Origin of the sequence: Mannheimia sp. E30BD (assembly GCF_041807785.1) — a bacterium.
Taxonomy (GTDB): domain Bacteria; phylum Pseudomonadota; class Gammaproteobacteria; order Enterobacterales; family Pasteurellaceae; genus Mannheimia.
Map to the genome: position 1 here is coordinate 19,846 of NZ_JBGTYX010000021.1, position 13,199 is coordinate 33,044.

At 38.1% G+C, this 13,199-nt stretch carries 16 protein-coding genes and 1 tRNA gene; 11 read left to right on the plus strand and 6 right to left on the minus strand.

Annotated elements, in window-relative coordinates:
• Positions 1-81: 81 nt before the first annotated feature.
• The 4 genes from ACERCG_RS10150 to ACERCG_RS10165 all read right to left on the minus strand — a co-directional run bounded on the left by ACERCG_RS10150 (position 82) and on the right by ACERCG_RS10165 (position 1,793).
• On the minus strand, positions 82-258 hold the full coding sequence (locus ACERCG_RS10150) for a hypothetical protein (RefSeq protein ID WP_373611950.1): 177 nt from the start codon (positions 256-258) through the stop codon (positions 82-84).
• Positions 259-460: 202 nt separating this feature from the next.
• Positions 461-536, minus strand: a tRNA-Ile gene (locus tag ACERCG_RS10155).
• A gap of 98 nt (positions 537-634) precedes the next feature.
• Complete coding sequence (gene pgeF / locus ACERCG_RS10160; protein WP_373611951.1) at positions 635-1,372, minus strand: peptidoglycan editing factor PgeF; 738 nt, start codon at positions 1,370-1,372, stop codon at positions 635-637.
• A gap of 31 nt (positions 1,373-1,403) precedes the next feature.
• Complete coding sequence (locus ACERCG_RS10165; protein ID WP_373611953.1) at positions 1,404-1,793, minus strand: RidA family protein; 390 nt, start codon at positions 1,791-1,793, stop codon at positions 1,404-1,406.
• A gap of 83 nt (positions 1,794-1,876) precedes the next feature.
• Here ACERCG_RS10165 and yejK point away from each other — a divergent pair, with 83 nt between their 5' ends.
• The 3 genes from yejK (at position 1,877) to gdhA (ending at position 4,828) form a co-directional block, all read left to right on the plus strand.
• Positions 1,877-2,878, plus strand: a complete 1,002-nt coding sequence (gene yejK / locus ACERCG_RS10170) for a nucleoid-associated protein YejK (RefSeq protein WP_373611955.1) — start codon at positions 1,877-1,879, stop codon at positions 2,876-2,878.
• A 68-nt stretch (positions 2,879-2,946) separates the two neighbouring features.
• Complete coding sequence (gene bamE, locus ACERCG_RS10175; RefSeq protein WP_373611956.1) at positions 2,947-3,288, plus strand: outer membrane protein assembly factor BamE; 342 nt, start codon at positions 2,947-2,949, stop codon at positions 3,286-3,288.
• A 199-nt stretch (positions 3,289-3,487) separates the two neighbouring features.
• Entirely contained in the window at positions 3,488-4,828 is a 1,341-nt protein-coding gene (gene gdhA / locus ACERCG_RS10180; RefSeq protein ID WP_373611958.1) for an NADP-specific glutamate dehydrogenase, read from the plus strand.
• A 315-nt stretch (positions 4,829-5,143) separates the two neighbouring features.
• Here gdhA and glnS read toward each other — a convergent pair whose 3' ends face one another.
• Entirely contained in the window at positions 5,144-6,814 is a 1,671-nt protein-coding gene (gene glnS, locus ACERCG_RS10185; RefSeq protein ID WP_373611960.1) for a glutamine--tRNA ligase, read from the minus strand.
• A 229-nt stretch (positions 6,815-7,043) separates the two neighbouring features.
• Between glnS and ACERCG_RS10190 the strand changes: the two genes are divergently transcribed.
• The 8 genes from ACERCG_RS10190 to ACERCG_RS10225 all read left to right on the plus strand — a co-directional run bounded on the left by ACERCG_RS10190 (position 7,044) and on the right by ACERCG_RS10225 (position 12,942).
• The gene (locus tag ACERCG_RS10190; protein ID WP_373611961.1) at positions 7,044-8,003 is read left to right on the plus strand and encodes an ABC transporter substrate-binding protein; all 960 of its coding nucleotides are present in this window, start codon (positions 7,044-7,046) and stop codon (positions 8,001-8,003) included.
• Between the two features lie 97 nt (positions 8,004-8,100).
• Complete coding sequence (locus ACERCG_RS10195; RefSeq protein WP_373611962.1) at positions 8,101-8,361, plus strand: GlsB/YeaQ/YmgE family stress response membrane protein; 261 nt, start codon at positions 8,101-8,103, stop codon at positions 8,359-8,361.
• Between the two features lie 183 nt (positions 8,362-8,544).
• Entirely contained in the window at positions 8,545-8,937 is a 393-nt protein-coding gene (locus ACERCG_RS10200) for a DUF423 domain-containing protein (RefSeq protein ID WP_373611963.1), read from the plus strand.
• Positions 8,937-10,040 (plus strand): 23S rRNA (cytidine(2498)-2'-O)-methyltransferase RlmM, encoded by a 1,104-nt coding sequence (gene rlmM, locus ACERCG_RS10205; protein ID WP_373611964.1) that lies wholly within the window; start codon positions 8,937-8,939, stop codon positions 10,038-10,040. The genes ACERCG_RS10200 and rlmM overlap by 1 nt, the downstream gene beginning before the upstream one ends.
• Positions 10,041-10,104: 64 nt before the next feature.
• Positions 10,105-10,560: a hypothetical protein gene (locus ACERCG_RS10210; protein WP_373611965.1), complete on the plus strand. Its 456-nt coding sequence runs from the start codon at positions 10,105-10,107 to the stop codon at positions 10,558-10,560.
• Positions 10,539-10,928: a hypothetical protein gene (locus tag ACERCG_RS10215; RefSeq protein WP_373611966.1), complete on the plus strand. Its 390-nt coding sequence runs from the start codon at positions 10,539-10,541 to the stop codon at positions 10,926-10,928. The genes ACERCG_RS10210 and ACERCG_RS10215 overlap by 22 nt, the downstream gene beginning before the upstream one ends.
• 51 nt (positions 10,929-10,979) lie before the next feature.
• Positions 10,980-11,792: a 4-hydroxy-tetrahydrodipicolinate reductase gene (gene dapB / locus ACERCG_RS10220; protein WP_373611967.1), complete on the plus strand. Its 813-nt coding sequence runs from the start codon at positions 10,980-10,982 to the stop codon at positions 11,790-11,792.
• A 16-nt stretch (positions 11,793-11,808) separates the two neighbouring features.
• Complete coding sequence (locus ACERCG_RS10225; protein ID WP_373611968.1) at positions 11,809-12,942, plus strand: methionine biosynthesis PLP-dependent protein; 1,134 nt, start codon at positions 11,809-11,811, stop codon at positions 12,940-12,942.
• A 176-nt stretch (positions 12,943-13,118) separates the two neighbouring features.
• Here the strand turns inward: ACERCG_RS10225 and ACERCG_RS10230 are convergent, their stop codons facing one another.
• Positions 13,119-13,196, minus strand: a complete 78-nt coding sequence (locus ACERCG_RS10230; protein ID WP_373611969.1) for a hypothetical protein — start codon at positions 13,194-13,196, stop codon at positions 13,119-13,121.
• Between the last annotated feature and the right edge of the window lie 3 nt (positions 13,197-13,199).

The window sequence follows — 13,199 nt, forward strand, 5'->3', positions numbered from 1 at the left end:
TTAATATTTTAAAGACGTGCGATTTGTTCAAATACCTGTGGGGATTGTTCCACTAAGCTCATTTGCGGATAGCTACCGATTCTATTTTTTTGTGCTTCGCTTGCCTGTTTTGGGGCTGATATAGCTATAAATCCATACTTTCGCTTTTTTCTGTGCAAGAATAAATAGCCCGTTACTGTCTGCGATAGGCTTCGCATTTGGGGAATATTTAAGATTTTTTAGTAATGTGTCTGAAAGTGTTTTTTTAGTTGCAGTCATTTCTTCTAATCCTTGATATATAAGGGTTTATCGAAGTTTATGATCCCTAAATTTTCCCGTTTTCAAAATAGGGATCATTTTAGGGATCATAAACGCTAAGATACAATGCAACTAAAGAAGACAATAAGAGACTATAAAAGAATCTGAGTTCTTGATTTTATAGTAAATTTGAGACAATGAAAGACAATATGCAACGCTTAGATGGTCCCCCCAGCCGGACTTGAACCAGCGACCAAGCGATTATGAGTCGCCTGCTCTAACCACTGAGCTATGGGGGGATAGAGTGATGTGGATTATAAAGAAAAACCGAGTAGTCGTCTAGTAGTATAAGATTACTCGGTTAATTATTAAGCGAGCTAAGAATAGATGTAGAGTATTATTCTTCTCGCCAAATTAAGGTTGCCATTCGTCCAGTTTGTTTATCTCGGCGATAAGAGAAAAATAGATCTACTTGGGTATAAGTGCAGTATTCTCCGCCTGAAATCTCGGTAATACCGAGTTTATTGAGGCGTTGAGTAGCAATTTGGTAAAGATTTCCCAAAAACTTACCGCTTGTAGAGCTATCTTGAATAAATGCCTCTTCTGCTCTTGGGTCAAATGCACAAAATTGCTCAATGACCTCTTTTCCAACTTGAAAGGCTTTTTCGCTGATTGCAGGCCCTAACCAAGCAGAAATTTCATTGCGTGGGCATTGGAATTTTGCGACTGTTTCTTCCAAAATGCCATCGCATAATCCTCGCCAACCTGCGTGGGCAGCGGCAATTTCTTTTCCGTCTTTACTCACAAACAGCACTGGTAAACAGTCTGCCGTCATCACTAAACAGACTTGATTAGGCTGATTAGTGTAAACCGCATCTGCTTCAATATCTTCGCCTGAGTAGGGGAGTTCAATCACTCTCGTGCTGTGTGTTTGTGTGAGAAATAGCGGGGATTGTGGTAAATGAAATTTCTCCACAAGCAATGCTCGGTTTTGAGCCACATCTTGAGGATCATCATTGACGTGGTTACCTAAATTAAAACTATCAAAAGGCGGCTTGCTGACCCCGCCTGTTCTGATAGTGGTAAATGCGTGAATATGCTTGGGAATATTCCAATTTGGGATAATGTTATCCATTTGCAAAAAATCTCAAAAAAATAACCGCTTGTTATCTGCGAATAGCGATAGCTTCGATTTCAATACCAACGTCTTTTGGTAAACGTGCTACTTCAACACAAGAACGTGCAGGGAAGTTAGGATGTTCGTGTTCTTGGAAAAAGGCTTGGTATTCCGCATTTACAATGGCGAAATCATTTAAGTCTTTTACAAATACCGTAGTTTTGACAATATCTGCAACCGTTAAGCCAGCTTGTTCAACAATCGCTTTGACATTATTGAGTGATTGGCGGGTTTGCTGAACGATATCGGTTGGAATTTCCCCTGTTTCAGGATTCACCGGAATTAGACCTGAAGTGAAAACCATACTTCCTAAATCAACCGCTTGAACATAAGGACCGATTGCAGCAGGTGCATTTTCTGTATGAATAATAGTTGGCATCTTTAATTCTCCTTAATAATGAAAAATGAGTGGATTAATGATAATATCTTTTTCTGTTATTTGGAATAAAGAGAAGTGAATAAATGAGCATTAATGTTTCAGAAGTCGTATTGCATCAATTAAATAAAACAGAGGGCGAAAATCCAGAACTCAATACGTTTTTGCGTGAAAATCTCTTAGAGATTTCACCTGAAGTTGATCAAATGATGTTGCAACTGCATCAAGCTTATCAAGGTAAGGCTAAGGCTTATGGTATATTTAAGCCAGAATCGGTATTTGCCCAGCAACTTAATCGTTTACTGGAAAAAGAGATCGATTTTCTACCGTTTAGCCATAGTTGTGCCAAAATGTTGGCAACAGAATTGGTAAAATATCCGTTTGCTGATGGCGGTACATTTATTCTTTGCCGTTATACATTTCTAGCCACAGAGTATCTATTTATTGCTTTAATTGATAGCCGTAACTCAATGTTGGTTGATGAAAAGTTAGAGATTAAACGCACACAATATTTAGAAGTTGCTCAATATGATATTGCTTGTCGTATTAATTTAACTGAATTGAAACTTGACGCGACCTCAAACCGTTATTTAACCTTTGTAAAAGGCAGAGTAGGGCGTAAGATTGCTGATTTCTTTATGGATTTCTTAAGTGCAGAAGAAGGTTTTAACCCACAATTACAAAATCAAACCTTGTTGCAAGCGGTAAGTGATTATTGTGAGCAAGGGGAATTATCTGCACCACAAACGAGAGAAGTTAAAAAGCAAGTATTTGATTATTGCAAAGGGCAAATGAGTAGTGGTGAGGAAATTGCACTAAATGAACTTTCAAATGCAATGCCTACGCTAAATGAGATGGATTTTGCACAATTCACTCAAGATCAGGAATATGGCTTAGAAGAAAACATTCCGCCAATGCGTAATGCGTTAAAAACACTTACTAAGTTTTCAGGTTCAGGAAAAGGCGTTACCATTAGTTTTAATGCAGAATTGTTAGGCGAACGTTTGATTTGGGATGAACTAAACGATACTTTAACAATCAAAGGATTACCAGCTAACTTGCGTGATCAGCTAGAACGTAATAAATAATGGAAAATTTTTGCTGGTTTAGGTATTATCTAATTATCTGAATTTTGTATTATCAAAAGGTCAAATCTATGAAAATGAAATCTCTTTTAGCAGCCCTTTTAGTTGCAATGAGTGTAACAGCCTGTTCAACAGTAGAAAAAGTGGTGTATCGAATTGATGTGCCGCAGGGCAATTACTTAGAGCAAGATAAAATCGATCAACTGAGAGTGGGTATGACACCCGAACAAGTAGAATATCTGCTTGGAACGCCAATGCTTAAAAACATTTTTGAAACCTACCGTTGGGATTATGTCTTTATTAAACGTGAAGCCTACAAAGACCCTGAGCAACGTAATTTATTTGTTTATTTTGATTCAAATGGATTGGTTTCAAAAATTGACGATAGCAATGCAAATGTAGGGCATAAATAACGAATTTATACTTAAAATGCAATAAACCCATCTTGTAAATAAGATGGGTTTTCTATTTTGCATAAAAAAACAGCATTTAGGCTTAGTTTTTCTAATTTTCATAATAAATTTTTCTAATCCCTCTTTTCAAACATAAATTTGCTTGTTAGACTTCGTACATCTTAAACACAACATCACATAAAAATTTCAGGAGTATCCAATGAACGATTTAAATGCCCTTTTCCAAAAAATCAAACAACGCGATCCTAACCAAGCACCATTCCACCAAGCGGTTGAAGAGGTATTTGGTAGCCTTGCCCCATTCTTAGCTAAAAACCCAAAATATACTCAGCAAGGTTTATTAGAGCGCATTGTTGAGCCAGAGCGTGTGATTAGTTTCCGTGTAACTTGGGTAGATGATAAAGGTCAAGTCCAAGTAAACCGTGGCTACCGTGTTCAAATGAACTCAGCAATCGGCCCGTACAAAGGTGGTATCCGTTTCCACCCAACTGTAGATTTAGGCGTATTAAAATTCTTAGCCTTTGAACAAGTATTTAAAAATGCTTTAACAACGTTACCAATGGGCGGTGGTAAAGGTGGTTCAGACTTTGACCCTAAAGGTAAATCTGATGCAGAAGTTATGCGTTTCTGCCAAGCGTTTATGAGCGAATTATACCGCCACATTGGTGCTGATACAGACGTTCCAGCTGGTGATATTGGTGTGGGCGGCCGTGAAATCGGCTATATGTTCGGTCAATACAAAAAATTACGCAATGAATTTACGTCCGTATTAACCGGTAAATCACTCACTTGGGGCGGTAGCTTAATTCGTCCGGAAGCAACAGGTTATGGTGCAGTTTACTTTGCAGAATCCATGCTTGCGACTAAAGGTGAGAAAATTGAAGGCAAAGCCGTTGTTATCTCAGGTTCAGGTAACGTAGCGCAATATGCGGCTGAAAAAGTGATTCAAAAAGGTGGTAAAGTATTAACTGTTTCTGATTCAAATGGTTATGTATTATTCCCTGAATCAGGTATGACAGAAGCTCAATTACAAGCACTATTAGAGCTTAAAAATGAACGCCGTGAACGTTTATCAGTATATGCACAAGAGCAGGGATTAAAATACTTTGACGGTCAAAAACCTTGGGGTGTGAAATGTGATATTGCATTACCTTGTGCAACACAAAACGAATTAGATACTGAAGATGCGAAAGAGTTAGTGAAAAACGGCTGTGTGTGCGTGGCAGAAGGTGCGAATATGCCAACCACATTAGGTGGTGTTGAAGTGTTTATCGGTGAAAAAATCCTTTACGCACCGGGTAAAGCGGCAAACGCAGGGGGCGTTGCAACATCAGGTTTAGAAATGAGCCAAAATGCAATTCGTCTATCTTGGAGCCGTGAAGAGGTGGATCAGCGTTTATTCAACATTATGAAAGCAATCCACGAAAACTGTGTGGAAAACGGCACAGAAGCAGATGGTTTCGTAAACTATGTAAACGGTGCAAACATCGCAGGCTTCAAAAAAGTGGCAAATGCAATGTTAGAGCAAGGTATTGTTTAATTATTTGCTTTTTAAGACTAGCCCTCATTATTGAGGGCTTTTTATATTGGAGTTTTACTACATTAAGCAAGAAAAATATGAAGTAGATCACAATTTTACACATTGGTTAGCATTTTTTACAAAATTTGTTTGAAACCATAAGCAAATTCGCTTAACCTTAAGGCAACAAGAATAAGTGTTGTACCTAGCAACCTAACACATAAATTTGCTTTCCGAGTGGCCCCAAGAATTGGGGCTTTTTTTATGCTTGATGAGTCATTTTGAGAGTAAAAAAATACCAGCATATTTGCTGGTATTTGAATGAAGAGAGTTAGATTAGAACGCTACGCTTTCTTTTAAGCTGACAGTTAAGTTAAATACAAGGTTGTCTGCCGAACCATCTTTGCTGTCTAAGCAGTAGTAACCTTCACGCTCGAATTGATAGCCTTGTTCGGGTTTGGCTTGTGCTAAACTTGGCTCAACAAAACCGTGTTTAACCACTAATGATTCAGGATTTAGCACCGCATTGATGTCTTCTTCCGCACCTGGGTTTGGTACTGTAAATAAGCGGTCGTAAATACGAAACTCTGCCGGTTTGTTATCTTCAGCCGATACCCAATGAATCACGCCTTTTACTTTGCGACCGTCAGCTGGGTTTTTACCCAATGTTTCAGGGTCGTATGTGCAAAAAATAGTTGAAATTCGACCGCTTGCATCTTTCTCCACACGCTCGGCTTTAATCACATAGGCATTGCGTAAACGCACTTCTTTACCTAAGACCAAGCGTTTATATTGCTTATTGGCTTCTTCACGGAAGTCTGCTTCATCAATATAAAGCTCACGGGTAAATGGCAAATCACGCTCGCCTAATTCAGGGCGGTTAGGGTGGTTTGGCGCTTTTAAGATCTCTTTTTCGCCAAAGTTTTCGATAACCACACGCACAGGGTTAATCACAGCCATTGCACGAGGTGCGTTTTCGTTTAAATCTTCACGAATACAAGCTTCAAGAGCAGAATATTCAACTACGTTATCTTGCTTGGTTACCCCAATACGGCGGCAGAATTCACGCAGTGAAGCTGGGGTATAACCACGACGGCGTAAACCTGAAATGGTTGGCATACGAGGGTCGTTCCAACCATCTACAATGCCATCGGTGACTAATTTCAATAATTTACGTTTAGAAGTAAGAGTGCCTTCTAAATTTAAACGTGAAAATTCGTACTGGTGTGGTAACGGACGCTCAATGCTAATATTTTCCAATACCCAGTCATATAAACGGCGGTTATCTTGGAACTCTAACGTACAAATTGAGTGCGTGATTCGCTCGATTGCATCAGAAATACAGTGCGTGAAATCGTACATTGGGTAAATGCACCATTTATCGCCAGTTTGGTGATGCGAAGCAAATTTTACACGGTAAAGCACAGGATCACGCATTACAATAAATGGCGATGCCATATCAATTTTTGCACGCAAACTTGCTTTACCTTCAGCAAATTCGCCATTTTTCATTTTTTCAAATAAGGCTAAGTTTTCTTCAACCGAACGATCACGATAAGGGCTGTTTTTGCCTGGCTCAGTTAAAGTACCACGATATTCACGCATTTCTTCTGGTGAAAGTTCGCACACATAAGCTAAACCTTTATTGATTAATTCAATAGCATAACCATAAAGTTGGTCGAAATAATCTGAGGCATAACGTGGCTCGCCTTCCCATTTAAAGCCTAACCATTCAACGTCTTGTTTAATGGAATCTACATATTCCACATCTTCTTTCACAGGGTTGGTGTCATCAAAACGCAGGTTACATTTGCCTTTGTAGTCTTGAGCGATACCAAAGTTTAGGCAGATAGATTTTGCGTGTCCGATATGTAAATAGCCGTTTGGCTCAGGTGGGAAACGAGTGTAAACGTTGTTATGCTTTCCACTTGCTAAATCTTCATCAATAATATGGGTAATAAAATTGGCTCGAGTTTCTGTTTCAGCCGTTAAAATTTCTTCGCTCATAGTTCTCTCTAGTGTTCTAATTAAAATAACTGCTTATTCTACACGTTATTACAATAATCTAAAAGAGTTTACAAAGAATTGGGTTAAGAAGAAAAAGGATAATATTTAATCAGTTAAAATATGTTTATAGAAAAATAAAAAATTCCACTTGCACAAATTTCTAAAATTACTTATCTTTAGATAAAACTGTACTATTATGATAGTGCAAAATTCAAATCAAGGAGTATCTATGAAATTTCGTAAAACATTATTAGTTGCCGTATTAAGTGCGTTTTCTGTTACTGCATTCAGCCAAGATAAAATTCAAAATGTGGCAATTACGGCGATTGTCGATCACCCAGCATTAGATTCTATTCGTAAAGGTGTGATCGAAGAACTTGAGCGTGAAGGTTTTATTGATGGAAAAAACATCAAAATTGACTATCAATCCGCACAAGGCAGCACTGCAACAGCCGCACAAATTGCCCGTAAATTTGTTGGCGATAAAGCAGATATTATTATTCCGATTACAACCCCTTCAGCACAGCCTGTGGTAGCTGCAACTCGTTCTATTCCTATTGTTTTCTCAGGCGTAACTGACCCGGTTGCAGCAAAATTAGTGAAATCTTGGGAGCCTTCAGGCACGAACGTAACAGGGATTTCAGATCATAAACCAATTGCACCTCAAGTGAAATTAATTCAAACCTTAGTGCCTGAATTAAAATCAGTCGGTTATGTTTATAGTGCAGGTGAAGTGAATTCCACTATTGTGTTAGAAGAGCTAAAAGAAGAAGCGAAAAAGCAAGGCTTTAATGTTGTGCCTGTTGCAGTTCAACGTAGTGCAGATATTGGCACAGCAGCTCGCAGTTTAAATGGTAAAGTACAAGCGATTTATATTTCAGAAGATAATAGTGTTGTATCTGCTTATGAAGCCTTGCATAAAGCAGCATTAGAAGCAAAAATCCCTGTGATTGCCTCAGACAGAGATACCGTTGAGCGTGGTGCTCTTGCAGCTTATGCAGTGAATCAGTATGATATTGGCACTGCAACGGGTAAAACTGCTGCCAGAGTGTTAAAAGGTGAAAAACCTGGTGAGATTCCAACACAAGAAGTAAGTAAGTTAGAGCTTTCTATTAATACAAAAACAGCAAAAGAATTGAAAATTAATATTCCAAACAGTTTATTAAAAGAAGCTCAGGAGACTTTTTAGATTAAATTCTGAAAAGGGTTGTGTTATTGCTTTTACTATAGTAGAGTAAATGGCTCAGAATTTATATTTGTGATTTTTAAATAAACAAGGAGTATTTATGGGCTGGATTGCTGCAATTATTGTTGGTGCTATTATTGGTTGGTTAGCCTCAATTGTAATGAAAAGTGAAGGTGGTCTTTGTAAAAATATCATTGTAGGTATTGTTGGTTCATCTTTAGGGCGTTGGCTATTTGGTGATGTATTAGGCATTGGTTCAGCATATAAAGCGGGAGATTTCAATGTGGTTGGAATCTTTTTCGGTGTGTTAGGCGCTGCATTATTAATTTTTATTTTGAGAAAATTAAGAATCTTTGATTAATAAATGAAGAACGTTTAAAACAAGCAGTTATGAGAATAGCTGCTTGTTTTATTATGTATAAAATATCTCTACAATCTTCTGATATAAGCGGTGATTTTTTGTAATTTTTTTGCAAAATTTCACCGCTTGTTAGCTTTCATAATATGATATAGTAAGCCATTCTTAATTATCTCCATAAACCTTATGAAAAACAAATTCATCACTCTTGCCGCATTAAGCGGTTTGTTCACGGTGGCATTTGGGGCGATTGCCAGCCACGCTTTGTCCGCTCAGTTATCACCTAAAGCATTAGGCTGGATTGATATAGGCATTAAATACCAAATGTTTCATACCATTGCATTACTAGCATTAGGCTTGTTTCAAGTTGCAAATTTTGTGCAAAATCCACCCGCTTGTAGAGCTAAAGCCTTTAATATTATCGGCGGAGGTTGGGCGTTAGGGATTTTGCTGTTTAGTGGCAATCTTTACTTAAGAGCATTAGATATTCCGACTATCCATTGGTTTACGCCTATTGGTGGGCTGTGTTTTATGTTCGGTTGGACTGCTTTAATTTATATTAGTGTGAGAAGTCGCTAATGTTAAATAAATCAAGTTTCAAAAAATTAGCCCTATATTGCCGTGCAGGTTTTGAAAAAGAAGTGGCTGGAGAAATTTCAGACAAGGCGGCACAGCTTGGCATTTTTGGCTTTGCGAACCTCAAAGAAAACAGCGGTTATGTCATTTTCGAGTGCTACCAAGCAGGGGAGGCGGATAAATTAGCCCAAGAACTAAAATTTGAGCAGCTTATTTTTGTTCGCCAAATGATTGTTGTGGGCGAACTGCTGCAAAACCTGCCTGAAAATGACAGAATTTCGCCTATTTTGCAACAATATGCTGAATTAAACCCTCGTAATAGTTCAGATGTGTTTGTTGAAACGCCTGATACTAATGAAGCCAAAGAGTTATTAACCTTCTGTCGGAAATTTACTGTGCCGTTGCGTTCAGTAATGAAAAAACAAGGCTGGCTGAGTAAATCAGAAAATGCAAAGGGTAGTGTGAGCTTGCATATTCTGTTTATTCGTTCAGGAGCTTGCTATGTCGGTTATGCCTATAATCATAATAAATCGCCGTTTTTTATGGGTATTCCTCGCTTAAAATTCCCTGCTGATGCACCAAGCCGCTCCACACTTAAACTAGAAGAGGCGATTTTAACCTTTATCCCACAAGCAGAAGAACAGAAACGCTTTAATGATTCGATGACAGGCGTTGATCTCGGTGCTTGCCCGGGTGGCTGGACTTACCAGCTCGTGAAACGAGGTGTGTTTGTGTATGCGGTCGATCACGGCAAAATGGCAGCGAGCTTGCACGAAACAGGTAGAATTGAGCATTGCCCTGAAGATGGTTTTAAATTCCAACCGACTAAACGTAAGCAAGTGGATTGGTTAGTGTGTGATATGGTAGAGCAGCCCATTCGCATTGCGAAATTAATGGCGAAATGGCTAATCAATGGCTGGTGTCGGGAAACTATTTTCAACCTAAAACTGCCGATGAAAAAACGCTATCAAGAAGTACAACTTTGCCTGAATTTCTTAGAAGAAGAGCTTACGAAGCACGGATTCTGGTTTAAAATTCAAGCAAAACATCTCTATCACGACCGTGAAGAAATTACCGTACATATTGCGGTAATGGGGCAGAAATAGCCAAATGAAAGTTGTTTTTCTAAGCAAGAAATTGGATAATAACTTGAATTTATAGGGAGGAATGATGAAAATTTTACCCTTATCAATGACAGAAACGTTATCAACAATTTATCCGTCATTTGAAATAACTGATAAGCCGATAACCGAGCAGCAAATTTCATTGCTTAATTTTCGAATTACAATGGCAAATCAGCTTTTAGTCGCTTGCATTGAGGTAATTGAAAATAACCCAAATTTTTGGACTGAAATTGACTTAGACGATTTCAAAAAATACCTCAATCAAAATAAAGTCGTGATTTTTGATATTCAGCAGTATTTTAGTGATGGCTCAAGAACGATCGCGATTTTAGATAGTATGAAATCCAATATTCGCAAAATTGAAAAGGCTCTGGCGAATGCTACGGCATTTAATTTTGATTTGGAGAGAATGAAAGAGCGAGTAGAAGACGATTTTATTCGTTTACCTAGTAACTTAAAATCGCCTGAGGAACTCAGACAATGGTTACTTCAAGCGGTTTAATTGTTGAAATGGCAGTGCAATTTAGGAAAGAATTTGTAAATTTACCTTTGCAAGATCAACTTGCAATTACTGAATTTGCACAGCATTTAATGATTTTTGGTTTTGAAAATCTAGAAGGTAAGAATAAATCTTCTGATAATGTACCAACTAATGATCCTAAATGGCGTGAAAAAGTTTCTTACGCCCAAAAACATCATCTTTGGCATTACCATATTGGTATTAAACAATATGATAAAACAAAGGATTTTGGAGAAAGAACCTCTGAATATGTGCTTCATTATCAAAAGTTAGGTAATGTAATAAGATTGGTCGATTATTCATCTCATCCACCATTCAAATTACCATCAGAAATTTATTTGCAAAATTAATCAAAAAAATAACCGCTTGTAACAACAATAAATACAAAGGAAAGAACAAATATGACATTAAAAATCGGGATTGTCGGTGCTGGCGGCAGAATGGGGCGTAACTTAATTACCGCAGTTCATAATGCAGAAGGTGTAGAGTTAGGTGCAGCTTTTGAGCGTAAAGGCTCATCGCTTGTTGGAGCTGATGCTGGTGAGCTAGTGGGAATTGGTTCGTTAGGTGTTACGGTTTTAGATAACGTTGCTGAAAATGCAGATAAATTTGACCTTTTGATTGATTTTACTCGTCCTGAAGGCACGTTAGAACATATTACGATTTGTGCTGAAAACAACAAACAAATGGTAATTGGCACAACCGGTTTTGATGATGAAGGCAAAGCTGCAATTAAAGTTGCTTCCGAAAAAATTGGTATCGTATTTGCCTCTAACTATAGCGTTGGCGTGAACTTAGTATTCAAATTACTTGAAAAAGCAGCAAAAGTAATGGGTGATTATTGCGATATTGAAGTGATTGAAGCTCATCATCGCCATAAAGTAGATGCTCCATCAGGCACAGCATTATCAATGGGTGAACATATCGCAAAAACGCTTGGTCGTGATTTAAAAACACACGGCGTATTTGAGCGTAACGGTATTACAGGCGAGCGTAAACGTGATGAAATCGGCTTTGCTACCATTCGTGCGGGCGATGTGATTGGCGAGCATTCGGTTTGGTTTGCTGATGAGGGCGAACGAGTGGAAATTGCTCATAAAGCCTCTAGCCGTATGACATTTGCCAACGGGGCAGTGCGTGCCGCAAAATGGTTAAGCACGAAACAAAATGGCTTGTTTGATATGACCGATGTACTGGATTTAAACAATCTATAATTGAAGGATAATAAAAATGACAAAATTCAATAATATTGAAACCACATTAGTCCAAATTGGTAACCGTACTGACCCAAGAACTGGGGCGGTTGCAACCCCCATTATTCTATCTACTGCTTATGGTCGTGATGGTTTAGGCGAATCAACAGGTTGGGATTACACCCGCACGAAAAACCCAACTCGTGCCGTGTTAGAGCAGGGGATTGCCGATTTAGAAGGTGGAGATGCGGGTTTTGCAATGGCATCAGGAATGGCAGCCATTCAGCTGATTATGTCGTTATTCAAAGGCTCTGATGAGTGGATTATATCAAGCGATGTGTACGGCGGTTCTTATCGTTTATTTGATTTCAGCCACAAAAATCACAATACCTTAAAGCCTGTGTATGTAAATACGGCGGATTTATCAGCAATCGAAGCAGCAATTACTCCAAACACAAAAGCGATTTTTGTAGAAACACCATCAAATCCATTAATGGAGGAGTGTGATGTTGCCGCAATTTCTAAAATTGCGAAAAAACATAATTTAATGCTAATTGTCGATAACACTTTCTTAACCCCTGTGTTGTTCCGTCCGATTGAGCACGGTGCGGATATTGTTGTGCATAGTGCGACTAAATATCTATCAGGTCATAATGACGTGTTAGCAGGTTTAATTGTCGCAAAAGATTCTGAAGCAACGAAAGTAAACGGTCAAAACTTAACTGAACGTTTATTCTATTTCCAAAACTGTGCAGGTGCTGTGCTTTCTCCATTTGATTCTTACCTTGCTGTGCGTGGTATGAAAACTCTTGCGTTACGAATGGAGCGCCATCAATCTAACGCAACAGAATTAGCAAAATTCTTAGCAGAGCAACCTGAAATTGACAGCGTGTTATATGCAGGCAAAAGCGGTATGTTATCGTTCCGCTTACAAAAAGAAGAATGGGTGCCAAAATTCCTTAAAGCCATTAAGTTAATTACCTTTGCTGAAAGTTTAGGTGGCGCTGAGAGCTTTATTACTTATCCTGAAACCCAAACTCATATGGATATTCCAGAAGAAGAACGTATTGCTCGTGGTATTACCAATACCTTATTACGTTTCTCTGTAGGTTTAGAACACGTTGAAGATATTAAAGCAGATTTATTACAGGCATTTAAGCAGTTAGGCTAAATTCTGTTTTTAAATACAAGCGGTCATATTTTGTAAAAACTTTGCAAATATGGCCGTTTTTATTTTGCTAGGGAGAAATAAACTTAATTACAGAGAATTTGATTATTTTAACCATTTATTTAACATAATATATGTTATGCGAAAATTAATGATGTAAGTTATTGATTTATAAGGATTTATTTATTTTCATCAATTGGCTGTATCATTGAATTTTCATCAAAGTTATATGTAATACCTTTACGTCCGCCGTCCATTGC